Origin of the sequence: Endozoicomonas sp. ALB032, from assembly GCF_049310125.1 — a bacterium.
GTDB lineage: Bacteria > Pseudomonadota > Gammaproteobacteria > Pseudomonadales > Endozoicomonadaceae > Endozoicomonas_A.
This window is the reverse complement of sequence record NZ_JBLYNW010000001.1, coordinates 1,328,490-1,352,662: the sequence shown is the minus strand read 5'-3', so window position 1 is coordinate 1,352,662 and position 24,173 is coordinate 1,328,490. Positions and strand designations below refer to the sequence as shown.

Below are 24,173 nucleotides of genomic sequence, written 5' to 3'. Positions count from 1 at the left end.
TAATAAAAAACTGATTAAATTGAAATATGAAATCGTTATTCAGAGCTTTGGAACTATCAGGCATTTTTGCGGTGCTGGCTGTAATTGGTGCAGGCATGTACCTATACACCAGCTGGCTTTGGATAATGCTTTTCTTTATGGCCTATATTTTACACGGGCTATTTTTTGCAGATCATATTTACTATCGACGACGCTGTGATTATCAGTGGGAAGTCGATAGCAAAGATAGCCAGCAAGCCGTGTTTAATGACTCTGTTTTGATGTTACCTGAATCATTAAGAACGGGGGGGCACACTGTTTTTCTCAGAGTTAAGATCAGTGCGAAATTTTCCGGAAAGCTTTTTGATCCTGCTCTGAGGATTCTATCCAATGGTCAGAAGTACGCCCAGTTCTTTGAGCGCAGTTGTAAAGGCTTCCGTTATATCAATCTAACCCCTGCTATAGAAGCGTTGGAGTATGCAGAGACACTGAGTCTCAGTGGCAGGCATTGTCGATTTGACAAAAAAAATGCCGAACTGATTGCTTTTAAAAAGCCTGATCTGGTGGGCAAAAAAGTTTTATTTATCTCACCCCACGCGGATGATGCCGAAATTGCGGCTTTCGGTCTCTATAAAAATACCGACAGTCTTGTTGTAACCATTACCGCCGGAGAGGCTGAACCAGAAACTTTTGATCGCTACATCAGTGATAATAAACAGGCTGCCATTATGAAGGGCAGGGTAAGAGCCTGGGACAGTATCATGGTGCCACAATGGGCAGGACTGAAGAGTGATCGTGTTATTCAGCTGGGCTACTTTTGCAAGCATTTAAAGAAAATGTACGACAGCCCAGAGCAAACCATTTCATCTGAGTATGCAGGGGTATCGGATACCAGGGTTTTTCGGGAGTTTAATCATATCAAACTGGCTTCTGATAACCATGGCACAGCCAGCTGGCAGCAGCTGGTTGATGACCTTGCAGAGCTGGTCGCCCTCTTTAAGCCTGACTATGTGGTGACACCACACCTTAATGTAGATGCTCATCAGGATCATCGATATAGTACTGCGGCGATCCAAGAAGCGATTATAAATAGTCGGCGGACAGATGTTTTTTTCATGTATTACGCCAACCACTTGGCCAATACAGATATGTACCCGTTTGGTCCTTCTGGTTCCATTGTATCCCTGCCCCCTGTCACTGGCGATGCAGTGAAACTGTCGGGAGCATTCTCCTACACCCTGAATGACTCAGAGCAAAAAAATAAGATTATGGCCATAGAGATGAACCATGACCTGCGAAGGCCTGTCCGATTCAAAAAGTGGTTGAGAAAGTGCCTGCAAAAAGCTCTGATCAAGCGTTATCAGCCAGACTATGGTGAAGATGAGTTTTTCCGAAAGGCAATCAGAACTAATGAGTTGTTCTTCTATTAACGCCTTGTTGGTCCTTTCCAGCTGAATAGCAGAGCTCTCAATGCTTTTCTGAAGTAACTCGGTTCAAAAAAAGTAAAAGGTGATCGACTGATTGCTTGCCAGTAATACTTAAGGGCTTGTCGGTAGTCACCAGCAATGTAGAGTGATCTGAAAATAGAGAGCAGTCGTCTGGTTTCGTACATTGGTTTCAGTGACATAAAGCGCCAAGGTATTCTTTCCGTGCTGAACACCTCATCAATAAGATCCAGGCCAACAGAAAGGTCCAGCGTCACGTCGTTTCTCATGCTGTCGTCGTGTTTGTGTATTTTAGCAACAGGCTTGTTAAGTGTGATGCATGGATAGTTAGCCAGCACATAGGCAAACATGGGTATGTCTTCAACACATCTGAAGTGAGCAGGGTACTGGTACCCGTCAAAGATCTCCCTGTGCATGGCCGTTGCACCATTGGCGATAGGGAGTTCATCTTTCAAAAGATACATTTTGAAGAGGGCTGCATTATCTTCTGGAGCCTTTGGTCTGGGTCGAAAGCGTTCTCTCCCGTCCGGTTCTACAGCAATATGAGCACCAATTACCATTCTTGCATCAGGGCGTGAATCAATGGCTTGACTCAGACTTTCAAGAGCGTTTTCGGCCAGCTCATCATCGGCATCAAGAAACATTAAATATTGGCCAGAGGTCTCTAAAACGCCGCAGTTTCTTGTGGCAGCCAAACCTTTATTAGGTTGAGTAATGGCCCGAAAAGTGTTCGGGTATTGTACGGTCAACTCGCTAATGACCTCTTCCGTATTGTCTTTGGAACCATCATTAATGATCAGTAGCTCATAGTCCTTGCAGTTTTGCTCTATGACAGATTTTACAGAGCGCTTCAGAGTATGGGCGTAGTTATAGCAGGGTATGACAATACTGAATAATGGGGCAGTCATAATGAGGAAGGATCGACAATATCCTTGCTGAGTTGGTTGATGACAGGTGTAAAGAAAGTACGGGCTTGAGGTTCATCTTTCCAGTTTCGGGCGAAGCGTGCCAGATCTTTGGGGTATTGCCTGAAATAGGTAGACGAGCAAGGATAGCTGGTTAAAGAGTCCAGATCTATCAATAAAGGCTGGTGATTCTGAATAATGAAATTCTGTCCTTTCAGGTCACCATGAATAATCAGAGATCGTTTCAAGGTATAAAGGATGTCATCTATTTCCTGAGCAACCGCAGGCCATTCAGGCTGAGGCTCAGCGCCTTCAGCAAAATATTTCATAGCATGAATACTTTCGACATATTCATGAATAACATAGCTGGTCTGTTTAAAAGGCCCCCAGCGCTTTTCCAGGAGAGCGACGGGCCGTGCCGTCGGGATGCCAATGCTCTCCAGTAACTGAGCAGCATGCCAGGTTACAGCTGCTCTTGATGGAATAAGGCTGCGAGTCAGGCTATAGAGAAACCCTTTTGAATTGTACCTTTTGATGAAATACTGTTTTTTCCCGAATGTCACAACAGCAACGGTCGTGGCTTTTCCTGTCTTAATGATATGGCCTTGTCGGATAAAGGGGTCGGGGTCAGCAAGAAGGTTTGAAAGCTCCGGGCATTCATCTCTCTGATCGGTAATAGCCAACTGAAACCAGGACTTCTGATAACTAAATCCTCTCCTGGGCTTTAGACATTCTTCCAGCTTTAATTCTTTCTGCTTGCGAATACGTTGTATTTCCTTCAACAGTTCGAGTGGGGCTTTATGCGTCTCAAGAAGGCGATCAAACTTGGGTGGTAGTTCGGCAAAATGTTCAGGGCGTTCATTAGCCACCATGGCGTGGCGGATAAACTCGGACTTTTCGGAATCAGAGCTCAGTGACTGCCATTTCTGAAGGAATGGATCAGGCATATCACTCCCTTCCTTCAAAGAAGTTGAGGATTTTGCGGATTCGAACCTTGTCACTTGCCCTCAGTCGGCCTCCACAATAGAGCCGATAAAATCTTAGCCGCTGAGTGCGTGTAAGATGCTGCTTGCCCATCTTATCCAAACAGGCCAGATCTTTGATAATGCCTCGCTCCAGGAAGAATGGAAGAACCTTCTGGCCAGCAGGACAATCAATGAAACAGATTTCAGGCTCTTCATTCTGGGAAACCAGAATATTTCGCCATTTGAGATCAGTATGGATGAAGCTCTGGCTATGCATGGTCCTGACGGCTGGCGCTAATTGTTCAATAACTTTGGCTATCCAGATCCGATCTTTTAGCCAGGGAATACTGTCTCTGACCATCTGGCGAAGATCCAGTGTATTGGGAGCCTCTTCAGTCACCAGAGCACCGCGCGTCATGACACCCCATTGGATCTCCTGCCCATAAGCGACCACTTTAGCTGCAGGAATACCGTGTTCATGGAAAAACAGCATACTTTCCCACTCACCCCGGATACGACTTCTGCCAATGTAACGGCGAAGATTTTTTCCGCCCCCGGTATATCGTTTGAGATAGTAGCCTTTACCATCAATTTCGGTGCGGCACATGGAGCTGATGATATCCCGGGTAATTTCAACGCCGGTCATGGCAAACGTGCTCTCGAGCGTAGAGAAAGCATTACCAACCGGCGTGTCATTGAAGGATTCCGACAATGTCCAACTGGACGACATCAAAAAAGGAATGCGCATATTCTACATGGCCCATAACTGGGCGGAATCTTCACAAGTTCAAAGCTTGGATATTTCAGTGCAGATGGGGATTCCAAACGGTTTTTCTCATCAGGAATCGTAGTGTTGACATCCTCCCCGCCTAAAGAGGCTGTCGCAAAACTCTGGTTCCCATGCTCCAGCGAACCCATACCTATCTCGCGCTGCAGAGTACGCTTTTCAGGGGAGGTATGCATTCCCACGCAGAGCGTGGGAACGAGTTGTATGACCAATTGGATTTTGTCAGCATCTATGCCCCATTTCTTTTCGGCGCATTCGTTTGTACAGTTTTGTCGTTTTCATTTCTGCTGTTTTTCACCGGTTCATATATTGTTCCAGAGCTTCTCTCAAAGGCATGCTGTTTCACACCTCTGGTATATCGTTTCAGGTAGTAGCCTTTATCACCAACCTCATTACGGCACATGGAGCTGATAATATCACGGGTAGTTTCGCACCAATCACGGTAAAAGTGCTCTCGAGCGAAGCGACAGCATTGCCAACCGATGTGTTATTACAGGATTCCGTCAGTGTTCAACTGGATGACTTTGGCTCCTGTTTTGCCAAGGGGCAGTTATTTGCCTTTGACAGAGAGAGTTACGGCTCATATATGTTAGGGGTTTTGCCACTTGAAGCGAACTCTGTGGAAATTAGAAGTGTGAGGTAGCTTTTTGTTGTATTGAAGGCGTCCAGAGATAATACCGGGAAAAATGCCTATTGCTTGAGAGAATTGGCTGATAGCAGCTTTAGTGAAAACCCCTTCTTTCAAGAAAGCAGAGTATTCACTTTCAGGAATTAATGTTGTCTGTGCAAATTTATCTGCTTCAGACTCTTGTCTGATATATTGTTGATCTTTAGAATCATTTTCCAAGAATGTGATTCTTTTATCATGTAGCAAAATGTGTCCAATTTCATGCATTAAACTAAACCAAAATATATCAGACCAACTACCTCTCATAGACATCATTATTACAGCCTTGCTTTTGCCTATCCAGTAAGTTGCACCTGTAGTATAAGTTTTTGAGAAATGCGGGATGACAACTAACGCTATGCCACAATCGGCAAGTAAATTACTCAGCTTTTCTAACAGAGTCTTTGGCTCTGTTTCAAAAGTAAGCTCTCTCAAAACCGGGAGAGATTGTTGAAGTTTTACTTTATCAAATTGCCTGACTTCTGTTCTGGACGCAAGAATATGGCCAGCTCTAAGCCAAGCTGCCAGAGCTTCATGAGAAGTACTTTCTTTCTTATTCTGCCTGAATGCAGGAGCGTATTCCTTCACAGAAGTAATATGGAAGAGCGAGGAAACACCAAAAAATTTTCGGAGTTCTTTGACTTTCTCCAAAGGTTTTCTTGTTTTTTCAACAAGGCCTAATTTTGCTATCTCTGTATATGGGTAGGCAGAAGCTAATTGTAGCTCGTCTTTTGCCTTCTTTTCATCAGCATCCTTTGCCATTACCAAGCGATATTCGGACTCAAGATTGCTCCAGAAATACGCAGGCACACCGACAACTTGCTCAAGCTGAAGAGCGGTTTCTGGTGTGATAGCCTTTTCTCCTTTGAGAATCTCATTGATGGCTTGAGGAGGTCGACCCATTCTACGAGCTAGCTCTGCTTGGGTAATATCCATCTCTTCAAGCACTTCCTCCAAATACTCACCCGGGGGAATGGCCAAATCGGACACGTAAGTCTGTTCAGTCATCATAGTGCTTGCTCACTTCTTCAATCATTGCGATATTCAGCGTGTCACCCTCGACGGTGAATATCAGTCTATAAAACCCCGTCAGATTAATAGCATTCACCAGAGCACCGCACGTCATGACACCCCTTTAGCTCGCCTGCCCATAAGCGATCACTTTGGCTGCAAGAAATGAAGGCTTAGGGCTAAGTTTTAAGCGTCACTCTTTCCCGCTTTTCGTTCCATGCGCTGATACAGTTTTACGGCTTTCTTCTCAATGCGAGTGAGCAAAGCGCTGTATTTTTTTAATGTGTCTCTGAGAGACAGCCCTGTATAGGCTTTCAAAAAACGAAAAACATCATTTCGGCTGATGCCATAATCCATGGCAGAGAAGTAGAGTCCAGATAAGTCTTTCAGTCGCCAGCGCTCGGGTATTTCATCCCGAATCTGGGCCCGGTGAAGGTCAATCAGATAAAACTTCAAGTGTTTCGGATCGGGGGTCTGGGTTTCAGGCATCATGAAATGGCAAAGATAGTAATCACGATGATTGACGCCATTATCGTGGAGTTTTTTGCTGATTTCTGCCAGCTTCAACGTTATAGCCTGCTTCAATCGAAAGGAAGGAGGAGCGCTTTTCCAATGCTCGCAAAAATCCTCCAGAGTGACCATATTCGCCAGCTCTTCTGTCACCAGAAAAGAGCGAAGTGTGGCAGGGTTATTCCCGGTTTCTCCATAGGCGACAGGTGTCATAGTATCAATGCCAATCTCATGGAGTTTGTTCAGAGCTTCCCATTCGTTTCTTGCACCAAGAACGGGTTTACGCAAATGCACAAAGTTCTCAAGAATTTCAAACCAGCCCACACCGCCATGCACTTTGGCAAAATAGCCTTTGCCATTCAGTTCAAATCGAAAGGTACGGCGAGCTTCAAGTGCTCTGTAGACCTCTCCATCCATTGTTTCCAACAGGGATTGGGGGTCCTTGCCTTGCCAGGCTTTTTTAAAATCGTCTCTGAGATAAAGCATTAAGGGATTCGGCAGTGACCAGACTTTCGATCAGCCTGCTCAATAATAATATCAGCAGCCCGCTCAGGCAGGCTATACAGGTCCTCAGAGCGACTGAATGCAATGGCATTGTTTTGCCATTCCAGCCAATGCTCTGAATCAAGCATTGTGCTGACAGCCTCATTCAGAGAAACCTGATTAAACGGACTTGGTAGTACAGTGCCTGCTTTGGCGTCTTCGATATAGTGTGCATAGCCACAGACATCGGTGGTCAGCACAGGCAGCCCGGCAACCAATGCTTCTAGCAGAACGGTGCCGGTATTCTCGTTGTAAGCTGGATGGATCAGCAGGTCGGCACCCAGCAGAAACCGGGGGACATCATCTCGGCCAGCAAAAAAGCGAAGCTGGTGTTCAATACCTAATTGTTTGGCCAGTGACTCAAAGGGTTTTTGTTTGTCCTGACCTATCACAAAGAAACGAGTGCCCTGTTTTTGACAAGCGGGCAATGAAGCAATAGCCCTGATGGCTCGATCCAAACCTTTGGTTTTGAAGCCTGAACCCACCATCAGAACGAGTTTGTCCCCATCAGTGAGCGAAAACTCTTTTCTGAATTCTGCCCTCACGGCTTCGGCATTTTCAGGTCGACATCGATCCTTTGAAATACCCGGAGGCAGCAAATGAATGCGCTCTTCAGGGGTATGGTAATACCGCTGAAAGACAGGCTTTTGCAGTGCAGATATCAGCAGGGAAACGGTTTTGCTTTCCTGAGAGAAAACCGCTTCCTCAAAGGCTTGGTAATATCGAAAGCGTGATGTGAGTCGATACCACCAGCCTTTTGATTGGGCTTTGTCCAGATAACAGGTGTCGGCGGCATAATAGATATCCAGCCCCGGCATTTTATTAAACCCTGTCAAAATGACTTCTGGCTGGTCGGCTAATGTTTTGCCGATCTGTTGTTGGAAGCTCTTCATCCTGACATGGTTTGAATGACCGTTGACTTTAAGAACCCGGATATCAAAACCGTCAGGCTTTTCGCCCTGCCAGCAGGTGGTAAAAACAAGAACTCTATGGCCTCTTTTCTGGCATTCAAGCGCAATCCTCAGAAAATCTCTCTGTAACCCCCCAAAAGGAAAATACTTATAAAGCGCAAAAGCCAATATCATGAAGACGCCTCTTGCAGAAGCTTCTCCAGGTAGGGCCAGACATAATCCGGGGTCATAGGGGTGAAAATGTCCGGGTCGGCTTTTGGAAGCTGGCATTCAGGGCACTGGTCAACGGTCAGATGAATCTGTGAGCTTCCGTAGGCTCCCACCCGGTCAGGACGGGTCGGGCCGTATAGAGATACAGCGGGTGTTTCCAGAGCTGCCGTCAAATGGCCTAGTCCTGTATCGACAGCAACCGCCGCTTTAGCATTTGCTATGACCCCGGCAATACCACTCAGGCTGAGGCGTGGCAGCACCTCAATATTATCGGAACATTTTGCGATGCAGTTGGCTCGTTCTTGCTCTTTTTCGTTGCCCCAGGGAATGACGATATGCATTCCCGCTGCCTGAACTTTATGGGCCAGTTGGCACCAGTAAGTTTCTGGCCAGTGTTTGGTGGGCCATGTGGTGCCATGAATAAAAACGACATAGGGTTTATTTTGAATCAGGTCGCCATCGAATCGGGATTGGTCGAGCAAAAACTGTCCGGGTTCTGTTGGCAATTCGTAGTCCAGTGATTTGGCAAACAGCTGTCGTACACGCTCGACGGCGTGTTGCCCCCAGTTAACCGTTTTTGGGAAGTCATAAAACTTGGCAGAAACGGGTTCCCGGGCTGAGTTTTTATTCAGCCCGAACTTGGGGCCCCGCGCCATTCGCGTAATAAGAGCGCTTTTCAATAATCCCTGGGCATCGATAACTGCATCGTATTCTCTGAATTTAAGATCTTTGCGAAAACGACGCCACTCGCCTGAGTGGACTGTGTTCAGGATCGATTTTCGCCATCTTCTCACCGCGACAGGTATGACTTTATCGACAGCAGGGTGCCAGCGCGGGATTTCCGCAAACCCTTCTTCTACGACCCAGTCAAACCGGATGCCCGGAATCGCTTTGGCAGCATCGGTGAGGGCTGGAAGTGTGTGAATCACATCGCCCATGGAGGTGGTTTTTACAATAAGAACTTTCAACCCTGAATCTCCAGAGTCTGTTCACCAGACAGTCGTTCCAGGGCGTCCAGAACCATTTCGGGTCCCAGCTTTTTCATGCAGTCCATGTGTTCCAGAGGACATTCACGTTTAAAGCAGGGGCTGCATTCCAGTCCCAACCAGAGTGTTTCACTGTTGTCGTTCATTGGCGGGGTATGAGCAGCAGTGGTCGAGCCATAAACAGCCACCAGAGGTCGAGAAAGTGCGGCGGCAATGTGCATAAGGCCAGAGTCATTGGAAACCACAGCATGGGCCAGAGACATCAGGTCAACGGCATCCGCCAAAGTGGTTTGTCCTGCCAGATTAAAACAACGTTTATGCAGATTTCTGGGCAGGTAGCCCATGATTTCCTGGGTGACGGCATGGTCTTTTTCAGAGCCGAACAACCATATTTGCCAGCCTTTCTGAGCCATCGTCAAAGCCACTTCGCCGTAGTAACCGGCAGGCCACTGTTTCGAGGGGCCAAACTCAGCGCCAGGACAAAGCGCCAGAATGGGCAAGTCATCAGACAGTTGATAGCGATGCAATGCTTTGGCAACACTCTGGCTGTCAACACTCAAGGCAGGTTTGGGTAGAGGGGAGGGCAGTGGCGACTTATCCGGATAGGCCAGAGCAACAAAGCGTTCAACCATAAGAGGGTATTGCTCTTTGTCCAGAACTCTCAGGTCGTTAAGCAGGCCATACCTCATTTCTCCCCGCCAGCCAATTCTGACAGGAATGCCGGCAAGGAATGGAATCAGGGCAGACTTCAGTGAATTGGGCAGAAGAATGGTCCGGTCATACCCTTGTGCTTTCAGGTCTCTGGCTATTCTTCTGCGCACGGCCAGATTCAGGCTGCCATGGCCTACGGGCATATCAATCCCGTTCCGGACTTCAGGCATGCGCTCAATGATGGGGCGGCTCCAGCCTGGTGCCAGTACGTCGATGACAGCCTCTGGATGTTGTCGTTTCAGGGCAATGAACAAAGTTTGAGCCATTACCATATCCCCCACCCAGGAGGGACCGACAATCAAGTACTTCACGTTGCTGCAGTTCCTGTTTCAGGGAGGCTCCCGTAGCCTCCTGGGGATCGATCCGGAATCGATCTCTTGTAATTGGGCACGCTACCGCCCTCAGTGAGAGCACGCTGTCACCGATGGCAGAATATGCACACTGGACAGTGTCCAGTTTCAAATATGCAGGGTACCCCGTCTGAAGATAGGCCGGGGATACATTACATCCATGTAAATAAAAAGCGGCGTAGATTATACGCCACTTTTTCTGATCAATAACTCAGTAATTCTTACAGCTTATGGAATGAAAGCCAGTGATTCAGATCACATGAGCCAGCCACTCAGGGTATGCTTCCCGCTGGCCCTGAACCTGATCAAAGTACATAGTTTGCAGCTGTTCGGTGATGGGGCCACGTTGACCACTGCCGATGATGCGGCCATCGTGCTCGCGAATAGGCAGTACTTCAGCGGCTGTTCCGGTGAAGAAAGCTTCTTTGGCAATATAAACTTCGTCACGGGTAATGCGCTTTTCCCTGACTTCCAGACCCAGTTCCCCGGCAAACCGGATAATGGTGTCACGGGTAATTCCTTCCAGACAGGAAGTCAGCTCAGGTGTGTAGAGAATACCATCTTCTTTGACAATGAAGATGTTTTCACCACTGCCTTCCGCCACGTAACCTTCGTTGTCCAGCAGCAGAGCTTCTTCGCAGCCGCTGTCCAGTGCTTCACGCAGTGCCAGCATGGAGTTCATGTAGTTACCATTGGCCTTGGCCTTGCACATGGTGATGTTTACGTGGTGACGGGTGTAGGAAGAAGTACGGATTTTGATACCTTTCTCTTTGGCGTCAGGGTCCATGTAAGAAGGCCAGTTCCATGCAGCAACGATGCAGTGAACAGTTAGCCCTTCTGCACGAAGGCCCATGCCTTCAGAGCCCAGGAAGCACATGGGGCGGAGATAGGCACTGTCAAGACCGTTCTCACGAACCACCAGCTTTTGAGCTTCGATCAGCTCTTCACGGGAGTAAGGGATCTTCATACCCAGGATATGAGCACTTCTGAACAGTCGATCCGTATGTTCTTCCAGACGGAAAATAGCAGGACCCTTGTCGGTGTTGTAGGCTCGAACACCCTCAAAGACGCCCATGCCATAGTGCAGGGTATGGGTCAGAACGTGGGTTTGTGCTTCTCGCCATGGAACCAGCTTGCCATCAAACCAAATAACGCCATCTCTATCGGCGAAGGACATGCGAAAACTCCCGATGCAATCCAGTAATTTTAACCATGAGAATGTAGCTAAGTTCATCGCCAAATGGGCAGCTTTGTTTTCTCACGGTGGTATTGTGATTTTATTGAAGACCCTTAGTGAAAGTCTTGTCATCACTTTGGGTGACAAAAGTCTTTCTGTGCTCATGGTTGTTTCGTGTTCATGGCTACTCAGCCCGGTGGGTCTCAAGCCAGGCTTGCAGGCCGCTGTGGGTAAGGCGGCCATGATTCTGTCTGTGCTTCGGTTATCTGCAGGCAGACGAGTATTGGATCATACTTTGCTACTGATTCCAAACCGCCGGGACATTCATTCCAGCCATAGCTGCCAAAGCGCTTCAACCTGACGGGTGAAGGCCTCCACCAAGGGGATTTCCACAAAGGATGGCTCGTTTTGCAAAGCTTTCAAGTGAGCCGCTTTTCTCAAGACTTTATAAGCTTCTCTAAGCCCTTTGCCTTCACTGGCTGTCAGGTAGCCGACTTTTTCCAGTGACTCCGAAATTCGAATGTTATCCGGAAATTGCGCAATTTCCGGGTGAGCGTGAGCATGGGCTAATACGGCGTATTGCATAAGAAACTCAATATCGACAATGCCGCCGCGATCGTGCTTTAGATTAAAGAGGGGTTGCCCCTGTTCATCCCGTCGGGACTTTGTCAGATGCTCTTGCATTTTATGGCGCATCCTGATGACTTCTGCCTTCAAGGTGGCAGGGTCCCTGCCAATGGCCAGAATACTTTTGCGAAGTGATTCAAACTTTGCTGTCAGCTGTTTATCGCCAGCTACTGCCCTGGCCCGGACCAGAGCCTGATGCTCCCAGGTCCAGGCGTCATTGCGCTGGTACTTTTCGAAAGATGTGAGTGAACTGACCAGCATTCCTGAAGCGCCTGAAGGGCGCAGACGCATGTCGACTTCATAGAGTCTTCCGGAAGGGGTTTGAGCGGTGAGAATGTGTATGATTCTCTGTCCCAGTCGTGTATAGAAGGTAGAACTTTCTATGGAGCGCGAGCCGTCTGTTTCTTTATTGAGAGCGCCGTTATGCACGAACACCAAATCCAGGTCCGATCCCGGACTGAGTTCAATGCCACCCAGTTTGCCGTAGCCAATGATGATAAAGCCAGGATCGCAGATGGAACCGTCTTCACCCACAGGGTGCCCATGTCGCTCAACCATGGTTTTCCATGCGAGGCCGACCACTTGATCCAGCAAGGCTTCGGCAATCCAGGTCAGGTAATCGCTTTCCTTCATTAAGGGTAATGTACCAGCAACCTGTGCTGCCGCTACTTTCAAAAGATGTGACATCTTGAAGTAGCGCAGCGCTTCCATCTGGGCCTCCAGATCATCTTCCGGAATATGAGTCAGTTGTTGTCTGAGGTCGTGCTCAAGTTCCGCTTTTTTGGGTGGGTTATAGAGATCACCAATATCCAGGAACTCATCCAGCAAGGCCGGATGTCGGGCAATCTGGTCTGCTATCCAGGGGCTGGCGGTACAGAGGCTGATCAGGTGCTCCAGAGCTTTGGGGTTTTCCATCAGCAAAACCAGGTAAGCCGTTCGGCGTAAAACACTTTCAATAAGCGGAAGAATTCGGGTCAGTGCCAGATCAGGCTGTTCGCTACGACCGATATGTTCCAGCAGCGAAGGCATGAAGTGGTCAAGTCGCTCACGGCTTTGGCGGCGGATTCTGGTGATGGCTCTGCCATCCCTGAGCGCTGACAGACGTTGCCTCGATGCTTGTGGCTCTGAAAAGTGGTTCTCCTGGAATTGTTTTAATTCCTCGTCTTCGTTGAGATTGCCCTGCCAGAGCAGCTTCCAGTGCTCCTGAACCGTCTGTTCCTGATCGTTGGATGTATCCGGTAAGGACACAACCTCATCAAAGTGTCCCAAGACCTGCTCTCTGTGATGATCCAGTTTACTCATCAGGGAAGACCAGTCCTGGTGCCCTGCAATAAAAGCAATTCTTTCCTGTTGCAGGGTATCGACCGGCAGTTCCTGAGTCTGTCTGTCTTGCAGCGCCTGAATAGCATGCTCTAAATTTCGAAGGTATATGTAGGCTTCAGTTAACGCCTGTGTAACGAACTCTGGCAGGTAATGCGGCGAGAGTCGGTTGAGAATGTTGAGCAGTCCCTTTTCCTGAAGGCTTCGATCCCGGCCACCGTGGATCAGCTGAAATGATTGGGCAATAAATTCAATTTCTCTGATGCCGCCGGGACCTAATTTGATGTTGCCCTGCATGCCTTTGCGCTTTACTTCTCTTTGAATCAGGGCCTTCATATCCCTGAGTGCAGAAATAGCACTGAAATCAATGTACTTTCTAAAAGTGAATGGCTTCAGAATGTTGAGCAGATTCTGACCTTCCGGGATATCTCCGGCAATGGCTCTGGCCTTGATCATGGCATAGCGTTCCCAGTCTCTGCCCTGATCCTGATAATACTGCTCCATAGCGGAAAAACTCATGGCCAGTGCACCGCTGGTACCATAAGGCCTCAGTCGCATATCAACCCGGAATACAAAGCCGTCCACCGTTTGATTGTCCAGGACTTTGATCAGACGTTGCCCAAGCCGGATAAAGAACTCCTGATTATCCAGAGAGCGAGCTCCACCCAACGTTTCACCCTTATGGGGATAGGTGAACATCAGGTCGATGTCGGAAGAAAGATTCAGTTCCTGCCCACCCAGCTTGCCCATGCCGAGTACGATCATCTTTTGTGGTTGAGGTGTTTCTCCATAGGAAGCCCCCATCGGGGTACCCCAGGTTTTGCAGGCTTCTTCATACAGCCAGTCCATTGACTGATCGACGCAGGCATCCGCCATAGCAGAAAGATCCAGTGTGGTTTCCTGCATGGAGCACAGGCGGTTGAGGTCACGCCAGATGATTTTGACCATCTCACGGTTTCTGTAGACCCGGAGTTGCTGCATCAGGTCATTTTCGTTGAGGACTTCCTGAGTCAGCAGGCGGAGGGCATCCTGATGCCTCTCGGGTTTGGGGTTTTTTAATAAATCCGGATTCTGATGGAGTTGGAAAACAAGATCCGGATGCTTCAGGCATTGTTCAAAAGCAAAGTCGCTGCCCGCCCAGGTTTTATAAAGTTGGGAGAGAAAATCGGGAGATAATGAGTCAGATCTGTCAGCCAGATCTTTTGCTCGACAGGTTTCCAGAAACTCGTCCCATTGCTTGTTCAGGATGCTTTTTACCGATGCAGGGCAGTTCATTCGCTCAAGGCTTTTGATTGACTCAAGGCTGTAATCTGGCGACGCCATTAGTGGAAGCCCTCTTTAGCAAGGTGGGTGAGCAGTGCTCGAACTTTGGGGGTTGAGCCACGGTGACTGGGATACAACGCATATAAGTCCACAGGCTCGAACTGCCAATCGGGCAGAATATTGATGAGCGTACCTGCTGCCAGGGCATGCTTTGCCATGTACTCTGGCAGTTCGGTGATACCCAACCCCCTGATGGACATTCTCATCAGCATGGAAAAGTCATCGCAGCGTAGACTCGGCTCAAACTTCAGGGTTCTATTTTCTTGTCCGCAAAAGAGATGCCAATCGGGATTGCGCTCCTTTGCACTCATCAACATTAGCGGATGCTCTAATAAGTCGCCCGGCGTTTTGATTTTATGTTTTGCAAAACCCGGAGCCGCATAAAGACGCAGATGGATGGAGCAGAGTTTCCTGGCAATCAGTCCAGAGTCTGGCAAGTCTCCAATTCTAAACGCCAGATCGTACCCCTCTTCAATCAGATCAACACGTCGGTTCGTCAAGGTAAGGTCGAGTTCAACCTCAGGGTACTCTCGGCAGTAATCGGTGAGGTGATCGCCCAGCAATGACTGACCGACACCGAGAGAGGTACACACTCGCAGGCGGCCCTGAGGTTTTTCCAGCATGGATTCCACTGCACTGGCTGCGGCCTCATATTCCTCTTTGATTCTTTTGCAGTACTGATAGTAGCGCAGACCGATTTCAGTCAGATGCAAGGTTCTGGTTGAACGTTCCAACAGCCGCACACCCAACCGGGATTCCAGCCGGGTGATCTTGCGGCTGATGTTGGATTTCGGCGTATTCAGTGCTTCTGCTGCCTGGGTAAAGCTGCCTCTCTCGACTACCGTTGCAAACACCATCAGATCATTAAGGTCAGTCATTTGTTATCAAATATTGAACAGTGTTTTGTATGAATGAATATATATCAACTTTGGATAACAAACTAATCTGGTTTCATCACTGACTGGAAAACAGGGATTGAGCGATGGAAATTTTGACCTTAGAGCAACTACCACAAGGCGGTTTTGCCGGACTGGAAGAAAAACAGGTCGTCACAGATCAGCGAGTATTTGGTGCTCGAAAGCGTCCTGAGACAGCCAACGGCATAGGTAACTTCGTTTATCTTGCTGATGCCAGCTTCTTGCCCCACGGCGAGACAGGTATGCACCCCCACCAAGAGATCGACGTCATCAGTGTGATGGCAAAAGGCCGGATAAGCCACGCTGGATCTTTGCAACACGGCAAAGGTTTAGTGGCCCCGGAGGCGCAGGTACAACGAGCGGGAGGTGAAGGGTTTGCACATAACGAAGTGAATCCGGATGAAACCCCCAATCAATTGATTCAACTGTGGGTTCTGCCAGAAACAAAGGGCGAGCCAGCGGGTTACAAGGCTTATACCCCGGAAACCAATGTCAGAACACGCATCTATGGAGGAAGTAAAAAACAGACGAAAACGTTTGATAGCCACACCGTGGTAGAAATGGTTCAGGCCACCGAAGGATACCAGACAGAGCATAGCGGTGAGGTTTTGGCTTATCTCAGTACTGGCAAGGCAAGCATTAATGGCGAAACCATTCAGGCTGGCACTCTGGTAAGAGCGACGGAATTGAACTTTGTCGCCCAACAAGAGAGCCAGCTGATTCTGATTTTTACCGAATCTTTTGAATGAAACAGAGCACTGATAAGGACATGACCATGACAACAAAATACTCTGAGTTTTTAACGCCGGACAACGCTGTATTAACAATGATCGACCACCAGACGGGTTTGATGGTCGGGCTGGGTGATGAACACCCGACGGTGCTGAAAAACAACATTGTTGGCCTGACCAGAACGGCAAAAGCCATTGGCTTGCCATCGGTGGTGACTGCCAGCTTGCCTGAGGGGCCAAATGGTCCGGTGATGCCTGAAATTACCGACGTACTGGGCGGGGAAGTGATTGAGCGTGAAGGGCAGATCAATGCCTGGGATAGCCTGGCGTTCAGGCAAGCCATTGAGAAAACAGGCCGCAAAAAAATCATCATGGCCGGTGTTGTAACGGACGTATGTTTATTATTTCCGGCATTGTCCGCCATTGAAGAAGGCTACGATGTGTATGCCGTGATCGATGCCTCGGGTACCTGGAATAAAACGGTTCAGGAAGTCACGATACAGCGTTTGGCTCAGGCGGGTGTGAAAGTGACGACCTGGGCTTCGGTTCTGGCAGAGCTGATGAACGACTGGCGCAGTGAATACGGTGAAGCGTTGGGGCAGGTATTGGCTGAGCATACGACCAAATACGGTTATGTGATGAACAGTTATTTCGCAAGAGGATAGTCATGGGTGGCGAGCTCAACAGCTCGCCAGTTAACCATCATTGGGTAGCACTATTTTCACGACTTGTTGAGGCAGTGTCCTTATCCGGAATTAAAGAGTTCTTAAGCTGGTTAACCAGTCTTTGTAAATGCGTAATATCTTTTATATTTCTTACCGAATAATAAACGTATTTATAAGTGTCTGTGGGTTCAGTTGTGAACAATCTGGAGTATTCAGGGGAGGGATTGTCCTGAGTTATCCTGTTGCCATCTGCATCTTTAAAACAAGCCTCCCAGAAAAGATCAATGGCTGCATCTCGTTTGTTGGCGGAAAGGGCAAAGAAAATTAATGCAAAATTACCAACCGCCTCATACTTGTCTTCCAAGGATGAGCCTTGTTGAAGAATAATGTTTACACGCTCTGTCTCTTGACGGGCAACCTTCTCTACCAGAGCCTGTCGATCTGTATTCAAGCCTTTGATGACATTTTCTTTGAACTGATGCAAGTTAAAGCTTTTACGTGCATGAAATTTTCTTGACATCCTGGCTATACGGGTGAGGGAGTGGCAGAAGCCAAAGCGGAAGGTGTGGGTACAACTGGCACAATAATCAACAATATGTTCATAGTCTTCCCCAAGGGCGTTGCACATTGCAGCAGCAAGATGTACATATACGTCGCCGATTGCCTGTTTTTCCATGAGCCTTTTGCAATTCAGCACAAACATAATTGGATTAACGAAAGACTTTTCTAAAACTTTGAAAGGTATTTCTTCATCATCCTCTGAAAGGTCAAGATTGGGTTGATGAGTATTCGGGGACGGGTCATAACCTATATGACCAAACGACGGACGAGGTATCGGATGTTCAGTCTCTCTTTGAGCACGGGAAGGAGAGTTTTGCTGGTCCCCTCCAGCCAACCCGCTACCACCGGATGGCGGTTGGACTTGACAAACGCCATGACAGGAACCGACGTAACAATTGAAACCGTACGTGTGCCGGTGTTGTTCAGGGCCCTGGTTACCGCCGCCAGAGCCGGAAAACGTAAACCTGAAAAAAGAGCCTCTAGGTTGGGTGGTTGATCCAGAGGCCTGCTGACCGGATGATGCTGATGGCGGGTTTTGTTGGCCACTATTTTGTTGGCCACTTTGTTGTTGACCCTGCCCGGGTAGCATCATAGTGGTGATGTCAAATGGGTGATCCTGACCTGACTCCGATTGATCCATTGGGCTGAACTGCGGCGAATCGTAGTTCCAATATCTTTCCAATAGCCAGCCAACGGTGACAAACACTTCTAATGGTATTCTTGAATAGGGTTTCACGTTCAGAGCGGCGTCACTGTCGGTCATCATCAGTTCATTAGCAACCAGAAAATGAGCGGCGTGAATCAATGGCCAGGAGACCGACTCAAAAAAGGCAGTTTCTACCCCATAACCACCAGGTCCGAGTGGTTTGTCATCAGGCAGAAAAGTTGACTCTGCGCAGCCGTTAGTGTCGGCAAGGTGAAACGGGGTACCCGGCAATTTATGTTGGTCTGGCTTTATAAACAAGCTCTCTTTTGAAAAGGCTCCATCCTGTTGAAACCCGAGAACAAAACGTCTTGTCAATGGTTCGGCCTGACAAACGACAGACAACCATGTAAACAGTAACAGCAGCGCCATAGACAACGAGTTTTTCATTAATCCCACTTTGATAGTCTGTTGCTTGTAGTAGTGCTTAGGCATTCATTTTCTACAGGGCAAAGTTAGACCAAGAAAGTGATAGATCAAAAAATAAGCGTGTTTTTTTCAAAAACAAACAGTGTCATCCCTGACCTATGCTGGAATAAATCTATCATTCATCGTCGGTTTTCTGGTTGGGCTTATTTTCACTGCTTGTTGAGGTAGTGCCCTTATCCGAAATTAAATAGTCTGCAAGCTGATTAACCAGTCTTTGTAATTGAGTAATATCTTTCATATTTCTTACTGAATAATAAACATATTTATAAGTGTCTGTGGGTTCAGTTGTGAACAATCTGGAGTATTCAGGAGGGGGATTGTCCTGTGTTATCTTGTTGCCATCTGCATCTCTATAACAAAGCTTCCAGAAAAAATCACCCGCTTCTTTTAGATGATTGGCGGAAAGAGCAAAGAAAATTAATACAAAATTACCAACCGGCTCATACTTATCTTCCATCGATGAGCCTTGTTGAAGAATAATGTTTACACGCTCTATCTCTCGACGAGCAATCTTCTCTACAAGAGTCTGGCGATCTGTGTTCAAGCCTTTGATGACATCTTGTCTGAACTGGTGCAAGTTCAAGCTTTTATTTGTATAAAAGTCTTTTACCACATTGGCCATACAGCTAAGGGAGTGGCTGAATCCAAAGTTGAAGTTATGGGTAATATTGGCACAACAATGAACAATGTATTGATATTCTTCGCCCAGGGCATTGCACATTGCAGCAGCAAGATGTACGTATTCGTCGTCAGTGTCGTGTTTATTCACAAGGACTCTGTAATTCAGAAAATTTAAAATTGGACTAACGAAAAATTCAGATACAAGTCTGGAGATTTTTTTTTCAATTCCTGAAAGATCAAGTTGTTCAGAATCTGATAAAGCCCGGGTTTCTCGAAGAGCCATTCTGGCAGTACACTCTTCAAGGCTGGGTAAATGAGGACTTCGGGACGGGTCACTACCTATGTTACCAAACAACAGACGAGCTATCGAAGGTTCAATCTCTCGTCGAGCAGGGGAAGAAGAGTCTTGCTGGCCCTCTTCATCCGAATCACTGCTATCGGGTTCTGAATCCCTGCTATCGGGAGATGATCGTAGTTTACAAATGCCATGACAGGATTCGACATGACAATTTAAACCGTATGTATGTTGGGGTTGTTCAGGGTTTTCGCCACCATCGCCAGAGTCGGAAGGCGTAAGCTTGAGAGAGGAGCCTCCAGCTTGGGTGGTTGATCCAGAGGCCTGCTGACCGGATGATGCTGATGTTGGGTTTTGTTGGCTACTTTGTTGTTGACCCTGCCCCGGGAGCACCATAGTGGTGATTGCAAATGGGTGATCCTGACCTGACTCCGGTTCACCTATTGGGTTAAGCTGCGGCGAATTGTTGTTCCAATATCTTTCCAAAAGCCAGCCAACAGTGGCAAATACTTCTAATGGTATCCTCGAATAGGGTTTGGGGTTCAGGGCGTCACTGGTGGTCATAATCAGTTCATTAGCAACCAGAAAATGAGCGGCGTAAATCAATGGCCAGGAGATCGACTCAAAAAAGGCGGTTTTTACCCCGTAACCGCCAAGTCTGAGTGGTCTGTCATCAGGCGGAAAAATTGACTCTGCATAGCCGTTTGTGTCGGCAAGGTAGGTCGGGTTGCCCGGCAGTGTCTTACGGTATGGCTTAATAGAAAAACTCCCATCTGGCAAGCTTCCATCCTGTTGAAACCTGACAATATAATCTCTTGTCAATGATTCGGCCTGACAAACGGCAGACAACCACGAAAGCAGCAACAGCAGTGTCGCAGAGAACGAATTTTTCATTAGAACCCACTTTTAAAGCCCGTTGTTCGCAGTGCTTGGTTATTCATTTATCGGTAGAGGAAAGTTAGTCCAGGAAAGTGACAGATCAAAAAAATAAGCGTGTTTTTTCAACGACACCATAGGTACAGCTGGGGCCAGATTCTGTTCCCGGCACAGGTTTCGCAAACCTTCTTTTTCGGCATCGATGATGAGCTGGCCAGCAAGGTCAGTGCTTCCCTTGATCCTGAATACAATGCCAGTAAAAAAGATACGCCTCTCTGGCAAGCTATACCTGCCACTCCAATGAATCATGGTCGATTTAATGATGTTCTGGACATGGAAGAAAGAGAACAGATTGCCAGTGAGATTGATCCTGCTCAGCAGCTGAGCATCAGCTTTAGAACAAGCTCCAGCTGGAAGCAGAAAATTGCTTTTCCATTAGCTGGCATCAAAGCGGATCAAAGGCGGCTCCGGGGTATCAGCTCATGGCAGGAAGATATGCCAATATAGTGAGAGGTTTTACACTAATTCGACGAATCGTCAGCATTTTTCTTTTTCCAGTAGGGATTTTCGACTTTTCTCTGCGTAAATTCAGAGTAAAGTCCAGCGCGGAAATTTCTATCGGGGTATGCGCTGATAGAGTTTTTTCTTGTTTGATAATAATTATGTCATGGGAATTTCATGGATAAATGTAATGATGTAGCGGCTTTTGATATATTTCTGTAACTTTACTGTGCCTAAGTACTGGTACTCATTGCGGATTTTGCTTATCTTGTAGTTCAATTACAAAATTGATCGAAATCAATTTTCTGAAGTTTTAAGCTCTGTCTTCTTTGCACCCGGTTAAATCTCCATCCAGGGCCAATCGTCCGGCTGGAAGCCTGATGGCACGGTGGTCGAACCTTACGCTCAAGCAGACAGGACAGATTTTTCATAGATAACAGTTTGGCGCTGGGAGCCGCGACAGGGGTAGCCCTCGAGCAATCTTTTCTTGTTCGGACTCCTCGGATCATTGGTTTTCACTGGTGGTATGGGCTGAAAAAAGCGGCCCCTTAGAGCCTCGACTATCCTGACAGACGGAATTTCACTGGCTCATTGATGAATAACCGCCATTTGAAAATGTGGTTGTCCATCTCAGATTGAGGCGATTTATTTGCTCAAGGCTGAGTTGCTAAAGTGTACTCCTGTCCGGGTAATCGTAATGGAAAGATGCATCAGTGGCTGATGATCCCTTCACAGATGCTTTTTTTAGAACTGGTTACAGCGCTCAATTCTCGGAGCAAACTATATGCACGACATTGATCCCATCGAAACCCGGGAGTGGCTGGAAGCCCTGGATTCCGTTCTGGAAAAAGAAGGGGAAGACCGGGCTCATTACCTGATGACCCGACTTTCCCAGCATGCCAGAGCGAAAGGCACCCAGCTGCCCTATGCGATTACTACCCCTTATCGCAACACCATTCCGCCTGAGAAAGAGGCGAGAATGCCGGGCGACTTGTTTATGGAACGCAGAATCCGTTCCCTGGTTCGTTGGAATGCGTTGGCAATGGTCATGCGTGCTAACCAGAAAGACAGTTCACTGGGTGGCCACATCTCTTCCTTCGCTTCCAGTGCAACCCTGTACGATATCGGCTACAACTACTTCTTCCACGGTTACAACAATAACCGTGAAGGCGATTTGGTTTACTATCAGGGGCACACGGCTCCGGGTATTTATTCCCGTGCTTACCTCGAAGGTCGTCTGAGTGAAGATCAGCTGGACGGTTTCCGTCAGGAAGTAGAAGGCAAGGGTCTTTCATCCTATCCTCACCCGCACCTGATGCCTGACTTCTGGCAGTTCCCTACCGTATCCATGGGTCTGGGCCCATTGCAGGCCATCTATCAGGCACGCTTTATGAAGTACCTGATCAACCGTGGTATGGCCCCGGAGCAGAACCGTAAAGTCTGGGCTTTCCTGGGTGACGGTGAAATGGATGAGCCGGAATCCACAGGTGCAATCTCTCTGGCGGGCCGTGAAAAGCTCGACAACCTGATCTTCGTGGTGAACTGTAACCTGCAGCGTCTGGACGGGCCGGTTCGTGGTAATGGCAAGATCATGCAGGAGCTTGAAGGCGTATTCCGTGGCGCTGGCTGGAACGTGATCAAGGTGACCTGGGGTCGTCACTGGGATCAGCTGTTTGCCCAGGACAAAGACGGTGTGCTGCAGAAGCTGATGGACGAAGCCGTCGATGGTGACTATCAGAACTGTAAGGCCAAGGGCGGTGCCTGGACACGTGAACATTTCTTCGGTCGTTACCCTGAAACCAAAAAGATGGTGGAACACCTTTCTGACGATGATATCTGGCGTCTGAACCGGGGCGGTCACGATCCATACAAGGTTTACGCAGCCTACCATGCTGCGGTAAACACCACCGACAGGCCAACGGTTATTCTGGCCAAGACTGTAAAGGGTTACGGTACCGGTACCACGGGTGAAGCCTCCAACGTCAGCCACAACGTCAAGAAACTGCCTATCGATGACCTGAAACAGTTCCGTGACCGTTTCGACCTGCCGATCAAAGATGAAGATCTGGCCAGCCTGCCTTACTTCAAGCCCGCAGAAGACAGCCCTGAGATGGTTTACATGCGCAAGCATCGTGAAAAACTGGGTGGTTTCATTCCTCAGCGTCGCGAGCAGTCGGATGTGCAGTTGGAAATTCCTGACCTGAGTGCCTTCGACGCTGTTCTCAAAGGCAGTGGTGAACGAGAAATCTCAACCACCATGGCCTACGTACGTGTTCTGGCGGCTCTGGCGAAAGACAAGAATGTCGGTAAGCACATCGTACCGATTATTCCTGATGAAGCCCGGACTTTCGGTATGGAAGGCATGTTCCGTCAGCTGGGCATCTACTCTGCTGAAGGTCAGATGTATGAGCCGGTCGACTCTGATCAGGTGATGTTCTACAAGGAGTCCAAACAGGGTCAGATTCTGGAAGAAGGTATTAACGAAGCCGGTGCCCACGCTGCCTGGATCGCGGCGGCGACTTCGTATAGTAACAACAATGTACCCATGATTCCTTTCTATGCCTTCTACTCCATGTTCGGTTTCCAGCGAACCGGCGACCTGGCCTGGGCTTCAGGCGACATGCAGGCTCGTGGTTTCCTGATCGGCGCGACTTCCGGTCGAACCTCTCTGAACGGCGAAGGTCTGCAACACCAGGATGGTCACAGCCACATTCTCGCTTCCACTGTTCCTAACTGCATCAGCTACGACCCAACTTACGGCTACGAGCTGGCAGTGATTGTTCAGGACGGTCTGCGTCGTATGTATAGCGACAACGAAAACGTGTGGTATTACATTACCACTATGAACGACAGCTATAGGATGCCAGCCATGCCAGAAGGCGATGGCATTATCGAAGGTATTGTGAAAGGTCTGTACTGCTTCGAGGAAAACGCCGGAAACGACGGCCTGAAAGTACAGCTGATGGGCTGTGGCACTATTCTTGAGGAAGTGCGTGCTGCTGCTGACATCCTGCGTAACGACTTCGGTATCGAGTCTGATATCTGGAGTGCCACAAGCTTCAACGAACTGCGTCGAGATGGTATGGCGGCAGCTCGTCACAACATGTTGAACCCTGACTCCGGGAAGCGTGCAGGCTGGGTCGAACAGCAGCTGACTGGTCGCAAGGGTCCGGTTATTGCCGCCTCTGACTACATGAAGATCTACGCCGACCAGATTCGTGAATTCGTACCAGGTACTTTCATTGCCCTGGGCACCGATGGCTTTGGTCGTTCCGATACCCGTGAGAAATTGCGTGAGTTCTTCGAAGTGGATCGTTACTTCGTTGTTATTGCTGCCCTGTACGGTCTGGTAAAAGACGGTGAACTGGAAGTGTCTGTTATGAAAGACGCTATGAAAAAGTTCAACATCGACGGCGACAAAGCTAACCCACTGTACTGCTGATTTCA

At 48.2% G+C, this 24,173-nt stretch carries 20 protein-coding genes; 6 read left to right on the top strand and 14 right to left on the bottom strand.

Annotated elements, in window-relative coordinates:
• Positions 1-26: 26 nt before the first annotated feature.
• Positions 27-1,409 (top strand): PIG-L family deacetylase, encoded by a 1,383-nt coding sequence (locus tag ACO6VG_RS04380; protein ID WP_422135767.1) that lies wholly within the window; start codon positions 27-29, stop codon positions 1,407-1,409.
• On the opposite strand, the gene ACO6VG_RS04375 is transcribed toward ACO6VG_RS04380, so the two are convergent.
• From ACO6VG_RS04375 to ACO6VG_RS04330, 10 genes are all read right to left on the bottom strand, one after another.
• Positions 1,406-2,332 carry a glycosyltransferase family 2 protein gene (locus tag ACO6VG_RS04375; RefSeq protein WP_422135766.1) on the bottom strand — a complete coding sequence of 309 codons (927 nt, stop codon included), beginning with the start codon at positions 2,330-2,332 and terminating at the stop codon, positions 1,406-1,408. The genes ACO6VG_RS04380 and ACO6VG_RS04375 overlap by 4 nt on opposite strands.
• Positions 2,329-3,276 carry a lipopolysaccharide kinase InaA family protein gene (locus tag ACO6VG_RS04370; protein ID WP_422139204.1) on the bottom strand — a complete coding sequence of 316 codons (948 nt, stop codon included), beginning with the start codon at positions 3,274-3,276 and terminating at the stop codon, positions 2,329-2,331. The genes ACO6VG_RS04375 and ACO6VG_RS04370 overlap by 4 nt, the downstream gene beginning before the upstream one ends.
• Before the next feature lies 1 nt (position 3,277).
• The gene (locus ACO6VG_RS04365; protein WP_422472882.1) at positions 3,278-4,042 is read right to left on the bottom strand and encodes a lipopolysaccharide kinase InaA family protein; all 765 of its coding nucleotides are present in this window, start codon (positions 4,040-4,042) and stop codon (positions 3,278-3,280) included.
• A gap of 628 nt (positions 4,043-4,670) precedes the next feature.
• Positions 4,671-5,759 (bottom strand): HigA family addiction module antitoxin, encoded by a 1,089-nt coding sequence (locus ACO6VG_RS04360; RefSeq protein ID WP_422135763.1) that lies wholly within the window; start codon positions 5,757-5,759, stop codon positions 4,671-4,673.
• Complete coding sequence (locus tag ACO6VG_RS04355; RefSeq protein WP_422135762.1) at positions 5,749-5,874, bottom strand: hypothetical protein; 126 nt, start codon at positions 5,872-5,874, stop codon at positions 5,749-5,751. The genes ACO6VG_RS04360 and ACO6VG_RS04355 overlap by 11 nt, the downstream gene beginning before the upstream one ends.
• A gap of 71 nt (positions 5,875-5,945) precedes the next feature.
• Entirely contained in the window at positions 5,946-6,755 is an 810-nt protein-coding gene (gene rfaP / locus ACO6VG_RS04350) for a lipopolysaccharide core heptose(I) kinase RfaP (RefSeq protein ID WP_422472880.1), read from the bottom strand.
• The gene (locus ACO6VG_RS04345; RefSeq protein ID WP_422472878.1) at positions 6,755-7,897 is read right to left on the bottom strand and encodes a glycosyltransferase family 4 protein; all 1,143 of its coding nucleotides are present in this window, start codon (positions 7,895-7,897) and stop codon (positions 6,755-6,757) included. The genes rfaP and ACO6VG_RS04345 overlap by 1 nt, the downstream gene beginning before the upstream one ends.
• Positions 7,894-8,901, bottom strand: coding sequence for a lipopolysaccharide heptosyltransferase I (gene waaC / locus ACO6VG_RS04340; protein WP_422135759.1), 1,008 nt, complete (start codon positions 8,899-8,901; stop codon positions 7,894-7,896). Before waaC ends, ACO6VG_RS04345 begins: the two co-directional genes overlap by 4 nt.
• Positions 8,898-9,941 carry a lipopolysaccharide heptosyltransferase II gene (waaF, locus tag ACO6VG_RS04335; RefSeq protein WP_422135758.1) on the bottom strand — a complete coding sequence of 348 codons (1,044 nt, stop codon included), beginning with the start codon at positions 9,939-9,941 and terminating at the stop codon, positions 8,898-8,900. Before waaF ends, waaC begins: the two co-directional genes overlap by 4 nt.
• Positions 9,942-10,230: 289 nt before the next feature.
• Positions 10,231-11,157 carry a branched-chain amino acid transaminase gene (locus ACO6VG_RS04330; RefSeq protein WP_422135757.1) on the bottom strand — a complete coding sequence of 309 codons (927 nt, stop codon included), beginning with the start codon at positions 11,155-11,157 and terminating at the stop codon, positions 10,231-10,233.
• Positions 11,158-11,170: 13 nt separating this feature from the next.
• On the opposite strand from ACO6VG_RS04330, the gene ACO6VG_RS04325 reads away from it, so the two are divergent.
• A complete protein-coding gene (locus ACO6VG_RS04325) occupies positions 11,171-11,518 on the top strand; it encodes a hypothetical protein (protein WP_422135756.1) in 348 nt (115 codons plus the stop codon).
• Here the strand turns inward: ACO6VG_RS04325 and glnE are convergent.
• Together glnE and ACO6VG_RS04315 are read right to left on the bottom strand one after the other, a co-directional pair.
• Positions 11,482-14,427 carry a bifunctional [glutamate--ammonia ligase]-adenylyl-L-tyrosine phosphorylase/[glutamate--ammonia-ligase] adenylyltransferase gene (glnE, locus tag ACO6VG_RS04320; RefSeq protein ID WP_422135755.1) on the bottom strand — a complete coding sequence of 982 codons (2,946 nt, stop codon included), beginning with the start codon at positions 14,425-14,427 and terminating at the stop codon, positions 11,482-11,484. The genes ACO6VG_RS04325 and glnE overlap by 37 nt on opposite strands.
• Positions 14,427-15,305 carry a LysR family transcriptional regulator gene (locus ACO6VG_RS04315; RefSeq protein ID WP_422135754.1) on the bottom strand — a complete coding sequence of 293 codons (879 nt, stop codon included), beginning with the start codon at positions 15,303-15,305 and terminating at the stop codon, positions 14,427-14,429. Before ACO6VG_RS04315 ends, glnE begins: the two co-directional genes overlap by 1 nt.
• 104 nt (positions 15,306-15,409) lie before the next feature.
• Here ACO6VG_RS04315 and ACO6VG_RS04310 point away from each other — a divergent pair, with 104 nt between their 5' ends.
• Together ACO6VG_RS04310 and ACO6VG_RS04305 are read left to right on the top strand one after the other, a co-directional pair.
• Positions 15,410-16,093, top strand: a complete 684-nt coding sequence (locus ACO6VG_RS04310; RefSeq protein WP_422135753.1) for a pirin family protein — start codon at positions 15,410-15,412, stop codon at positions 16,091-16,093.
• Between the two features lie 26 nt (positions 16,094-16,119).
• Positions 16,120-16,740, top strand: coding sequence for an isochorismatase family protein (locus ACO6VG_RS04305; protein WP_422135752.1), 621 nt, complete (start codon positions 16,120-16,122; stop codon positions 16,738-16,740).
• 37 nt (positions 16,741-16,777) lie between these two features.
• Here the strand turns inward: ACO6VG_RS04305 and ACO6VG_RS04300 are convergent, their stop codons facing one another.
• Entirely contained in the window at positions 16,778-18,394 is a 1,617-nt protein-coding gene (locus ACO6VG_RS04300; RefSeq protein ID WP_422472875.1) for a hypothetical protein, read from the bottom strand.
• Between the two features lie 154 nt (positions 18,395-18,548).
• Complete coding sequence (locus ACO6VG_RS04295; RefSeq protein ID WP_422472873.1) at positions 18,549-20,243, bottom strand: hypothetical protein; 1,695 nt, start codon at positions 20,241-20,243, stop codon at positions 18,549-18,551.
• A 99-nt stretch (positions 20,244-20,342) separates the two neighbouring features.
• Here ACO6VG_RS04295 and ACO6VG_RS04290 point away from each other — a divergent pair, with 99 nt between their 5' ends.
• Together ACO6VG_RS04290 and aceE are read left to right on the top strand one after the other, a co-directional pair.
• Positions 20,343-20,732 (top strand): hypothetical protein, encoded by a 390-nt coding sequence (locus tag ACO6VG_RS04290; RefSeq protein WP_422472871.1) that lies wholly within the window; start codon positions 20,343-20,345, stop codon positions 20,730-20,732.
• A 778-nt stretch (positions 20,733-21,510) separates the two neighbouring features.
• Positions 21,511-24,168 carry a pyruvate dehydrogenase (acetyl-transferring), homodimeric type gene (gene aceE, locus ACO6VG_RS04285; protein WP_422139195.1) on the top strand — a complete coding sequence of 886 codons (2,658 nt, stop codon included), beginning with the start codon at positions 21,511-21,513 and terminating at the stop codon, positions 24,166-24,168.
• Positions 24,169-24,173 lie beyond the last annotated feature (5 nt).

What these genes read in the sequence shown, in the direction of transcription:
- ACO6VG_RS04380 (WP_422135767.1), top strand. Translation starts at nt 27, where the DNA reads ATGAAATCGTTATTCAGAGCTTTGGAACTATCAGGCATTTTTGCGGTG.
- ACO6VG_RS04375 (WP_422135766.1), bottom strand. Translation starts at nt 2,332, where the DNA reads ATGACTGCCCCATTATTCAGTATTGTCATACCCTGCTATAACTACGCC.
- ACO6VG_RS04370 (WP_422139204.1), bottom strand. Translation starts at nt 3,276, where the DNA reads ATGCCTGATCCATTCCTTCAGAAATGGCAGTCACTGAGCTCTGATTCC.
- ACO6VG_RS04365 (WP_422472882.1), bottom strand. Translation starts at nt 4,042, where the DNA reads ATGCGCATTCCTTTTTTGATGTCGTCCAGTTGGACATTGTCGGAATCC.
- ACO6VG_RS04360 (WP_422135763.1), bottom strand. Translation starts at nt 5,759, where the DNA reads ATGATGACTGAACAGACTTACGTGTCCGATTTGGCCATTCCCCCGGGT.
- ACO6VG_RS04355 (WP_422135762.1), bottom strand. Translation starts at nt 5,874, where the DNA reads ATGACGTGCGGTGCTCTGGTGAATGCTATTAATCTGACGGGGTTTTAT.
- rfaP (WP_422472880.1), bottom strand. Translation starts at nt 6,755, where the DNA reads ATGCTTTATCTCAGAGACGATTTTAAAAAAGCCTGGCAAGGCAAGGAC.
- ACO6VG_RS04345 (WP_422472878.1), bottom strand. Translation starts at nt 7,897, where the DNA reads ATGATATTGGCTTTTGCGCTTTATAAGTATTTTCCTTTTGGGGGGTTA.
- ACO6VG_RS04330 (WP_422135757.1), bottom strand. Translation starts at nt 11,157, where the DNA reads ATGTCCTTCGCCGATAGAGATGGCGTTATTTGGTTTGATGGCAAGCTG.
- ACO6VG_RS04325 (WP_422135756.1), top strand. Translation starts at nt 11,171, where the DNA reads ATGCAATCCAGTAATTTTAACCATGAGAATGTAGCTAAGTTCATCGCC.
- glnE (WP_422135755.1), bottom strand. Translation starts at nt 14,427, where the DNA reads ATGGCGTCGCCAGATTACAGCCTTGAGTCAATCAAAAGCCTTGAGCGA.
- ACO6VG_RS04315 (WP_422135754.1), bottom strand. Translation starts at nt 15,305, where the DNA reads ATGACTGACCTTAATGATCTGATGGTGTTTGCAACGGTAGTCGAGAGA.
- ACO6VG_RS04310 (WP_422135753.1), top strand. Translation starts at nt 15,410, where the DNA reads ATGGAAATTTTGACCTTAGAGCAACTACCACAAGGCGGTTTTGCCGGA.
- ACO6VG_RS04305 (WP_422135752.1), top strand. Translation starts at nt 16,120, where the DNA reads ATGACAACAAAATACTCTGAGTTTTTAACGCCGGACAACGCTGTATTA.
- ACO6VG_RS04300 (WP_422472875.1), bottom strand. Translation starts at nt 18,394, where the DNA reads ATGAAAAACTCGTTGTCTATGGCGCTGCTGTTACTGTTTACATGGTTG.
- ACO6VG_RS04295 (WP_422472873.1), bottom strand. Translation starts at nt 20,243, where the DNA reads ATGAAAAATTCGTTCTCTGCGACACTGCTGTTGCTGCTTTCGTGGTTG.
- aceE (WP_422139195.1), top strand. Translation starts at nt 21,511, where the DNA reads ATGCACGACATTGATCCCATCGAAACCCGGGAGTGGCTGGAAGCCCTG.